Origin of the sequence: Methylibium sp. T29 (genome assembly GCF_000576205.1) — a bacterium.
Lineage (GTDB): Bacteria > Pseudomonadota > Gammaproteobacteria > Burkholderiales > Burkholderiaceae_C > Methylibium > Methylibium petroleiphilum.
This window is the reverse complement of the sequence record NZ_AZND01000411.1, coordinates 1-2,062: the sequence shown is the minus strand read 5'-3', so window position 1 is coordinate 2,062 and position 2,062 is coordinate 1. Positions and strand designations below refer to the sequence as shown.

The following is a 2,062-nucleotide window of genomic DNA, read 5'->3' as shown; positions in this document are numbered from 1 at the left end:
CGTCCGTCGTGGCGGCCCCGCGCCGGTCGCCGCCGCGCCGGTGAAGCGGGCCAAGCTCAGCTTCAAGGAGCAGCGCGAACTCGACGCGCTGCCGGCGCGCATCGAAGCGCTCGAAGCGGAGCAGCGCACGCTGGGCGAACAGCTCGGCGGCACGGCCCTCTACGCCGAGGCGCCGCAGCGCGTGGCCGAGGTGCAGGCGCGCTATGCCCGCATCGAGGAAGAGCTGATGGCGGCGCTGGAACGCTGGGAAGTGCTGGGCAGCCGCTGAGCGCTCAGAGGCGCCGCCTGCCGGCGGCTACCACTTGCCGAGATTGCTGAACCAGGAGTCGCCGCTGGCACTCGGGTGGGTGCGGCTGACGATCAGCCCGGCCTGCAGGTACAGGCCGTTGAGCAGCCGCGAGGCGCGTTCGCGGTCGAAGCCCGGCCAGGCGGCCAGCGCGCGCAACGAGATCGGTTCCTGCCGCAGCCGGCCGACCGCGGCGGCCAGCGCGCCGCTCAGGACGGTCGGCGTGGCGAGGTCCGGCGCAACCCGGTAGACGGCAGGCCCGGCCAGCTCGGGCAGCAGTTCGTGGCGCGGACCGTGCAGTGCCATGTGCCACAGCAGCGGGCCCAGCGGATGGCACATCTCGGCCGGCGCGGCCATGTCGTCACGTCCACGGTTCGGCGCGTGCAGCAGCGCCTGCTCGACCTGCAGCAGCTGCACGGTGTCGAAGCGCGTCGCGTACAGGGCCTCGAGCGGCAGGGGCGTGTGGAACAGGTGCTCGCGGGGGAACACCGTCAGCGGCAGCACGTGTCCGTCGCGATCGAGGTGCAGCGCCATGTCCTGTGCGTGGCGCAGGCAGGCGGCCAGCACCTCCAGCACCTCGGCGCCGTTGTCATGGCTCTCGAAGCGCTGCAGGTCCGCCATCAGCGAGGGGCTCAGCGCGGCGTAGCGCGAGCCGCCTTCGCTGGAAGTGCTGCCGCCACCGCCGCCCATGGCTCGCTGGAAGGTGCTGACCCGCCAGAGTTCCGGTTCGCCGAAAGGGATGGTGGGCTCGTCCATGCGTGGCGGCAATTGTAAGTGTCTGTATGCCGAGCCGGCCGTCGCAAGGCTTGCAAGTGCCGTGCGCGCGCTCAGGCGCGCGCGCCGCGGCGCTGCAGTTCGGTGCGGCGGCGGTCCAGCGCCCGCCAGAACGCGGGGTCCTGAGAGGTCGCGACGTTGATGCGCATCAGCCCGCTCGGCCGCCGCGTGGCATGGAACAGCGAGCCGGGCGCGATCAGCCAGCCGTCGTCGAGCAGGGCCAGGGCCAGCCGGTCGGTGTCGACGCCGGTGTCGAGCCAGGCGAACAGGCCCTGCGGCGGCGTGGCCGTCGTGCAGCCGTGGCGCTGCGCCAGGTCGATGCTGCGCGCGCGCGCGGCGTCGAGCCGGACCACCACACGCTCGGCATGGCGGCGCAGCGCGCCCTGCTCCAGGCAGACCGCGACGGCCTGCTCGGTCAGCACCGGCGTCGTCAGCGACGTCAGCAGCTTCACATCGACCAGCCGCTGCACCAGGGCCGGCGGCGCGGCGATGTAGCCGACCCGCCAGCTCGGCGCGAGGATCTTCGAGAACCCCGAGATGTAGATGCTGCGCTGCAGGCCGTCGAGCGCGCCGACGCGTGGCGCGTGCGCAGGGGCCAGCCAGGCGTAGGTGTCGTCCTCGACGATGTGGAAGTCGTGCGCCTGCGCCAGCGTCAGCAGCTGGTGGGCGCCGGCCAGCGACAGTGAGGAGCCGGTCGGGTTGTGCAGGACCGAGACGGTGACGTAGAGCCGCGGCCGGTGCGCCTCGATCAGGCGCCGCATCACCGCCAGATCGGGGCCGTCGGCGCCGCGCGGAACCGGCAAGACGCGCATGCCGAGCTGGGCCAGGCGGGCGAACTCGACGGCCCAGCCCGGCTCGTCGACCAGTACTGCGTCGCCCGGCGCGAGCAAGGTGCGCGAGACGATGTCGAGCGCCTGTGTCGCGCCCAGCGTCGTGACGATCTGCGCGGGCTCGGCGGCGATGCCGAGGTCGGCCAGGCGCAGCGACAGCGCCGCGCGCAGC

At 73.3% G+C, this 2,062-nt stretch carries 2 protein-coding genes and 1 pseudogene; 1 reads left to right on the top strand and 2 read right to left on the bottom strand.

What is annotated here, in order from left to right; translation table 11 throughout:
- A pseudogene (locus x551_RS21535) lies at positions 1-268 on the top strand (ABC transporter ATP-binding protein); the annotation flags it as partial.
- 27 nt (positions 269-295) lie between these two features.
- On the opposite strand, the gene x551_RS21530 reads toward x551_RS21535, so the two are convergent.
- Positions 296-1,042, bottom strand: a complete 747-nt coding sequence (locus x551_RS21530; RefSeq protein WP_011827783.1) for a hypothetical protein — start codon at positions 1,040-1,042, stop codon at positions 296-298.
- A gap of 71 nt (positions 1,043-1,113) precedes the next feature.
- On the bottom strand, positions 1,114-2,062 hold a 949-nt coding region (locus tag x551_RS21525), incomplete at its 5' end, for a PLP-dependent aminotransferase family protein (RefSeq protein ID WP_036251215.1).